Source organism: Staphylococcus ureilyticus (genome assembly GCF_002902235.1).
GTDB classification, from domain to species: Bacteria; Bacillota; Bacilli; order Staphylococcales; family Staphylococcaceae; genus Staphylococcus; species Staphylococcus ureilyticus.
In genome coordinates this window covers 1-821 of sequence record NZ_PPRL01000092.1, presented here as the reverse complement: position 1 = coordinate 821, position 821 = coordinate 1, and the positions used below count along the sequence as shown (strand labels likewise).

Genomic DNA, 821 nt, shown 5'->3' with positions numbered 1-821 from the left:
TCTGCATTAGTCACTGCTTGCGTTGCTTCAGACAATTGTTCAGTATCTAGCACACCATTGCTATCTACGTCATTTATTTCTGGTGATGTTACAGATGTAATGTTATCCAGTCTTGTTTGTAGCTCACCTTTGCCTGCAGTACCGTTCGGTACACTATTCACCTTCTCTTTCGCCGTTTGTTTTGCACTTTCTAATGCTTGTATTAACGCTTCTACTGCTGCTTTTTCATCTGGTGTTACTAGACCATCTGATGTTACTTCTGCTAATTTATTATCTATTGCTGTTTTTGCTTGTTCTGCATTCGCTACGGCTTGCGTTGCTTCAGACAATTGTTCAGTATCTAGCACACCATTACCATCCGCATCGTTTACTTCTGGTGATGTTACTGACACGATGTTATCTAGTCTTGTTTGTAAATCAGTTTTACCTGCAGTACCACTCGGTACATTGTTTATCTTCTCCTGTGCTGTTTGCTTCGCTGTTTCTAATGTTTGAACCGATGCATCTACTGCTGCTTTTTCATCTGGCGTCACTAATCCATCTGATGTTACTTCTGCCAATTTCGTATCAACTGCTGTTTTCACTTGTTCTGCATTCACTACGGCTTGAGATGCCTCAGACAATTGATCCGTATCTAAGACTCCGTTACCATCCACATCGTTTACTTCTGGTGACGTTACAGATGCAATATTATCTAATCTTGTTTGGAATTCACCTTTGCCTGCAGTACCGTTCGGTACGCTATTTATCTTCTCTTGAGCCGTTTCCTTCGCTGTTTCTAATGTTTGTATTAACGCATCTACTGCTGCTTTTTCATCTGG

At 40.9% G+C, this 821-nt stretch carries 1 protein-coding gene; it reads right to left on the bottom strand.

The annotated features are described in order from the left end of the window. Positions 1–821: GA-like domain-containing protein (locus CD150_RS13440; RefSeq protein ID WP_206185637.1), on the bottom strand; the 821-nt coding region annotated here is incomplete at both ends.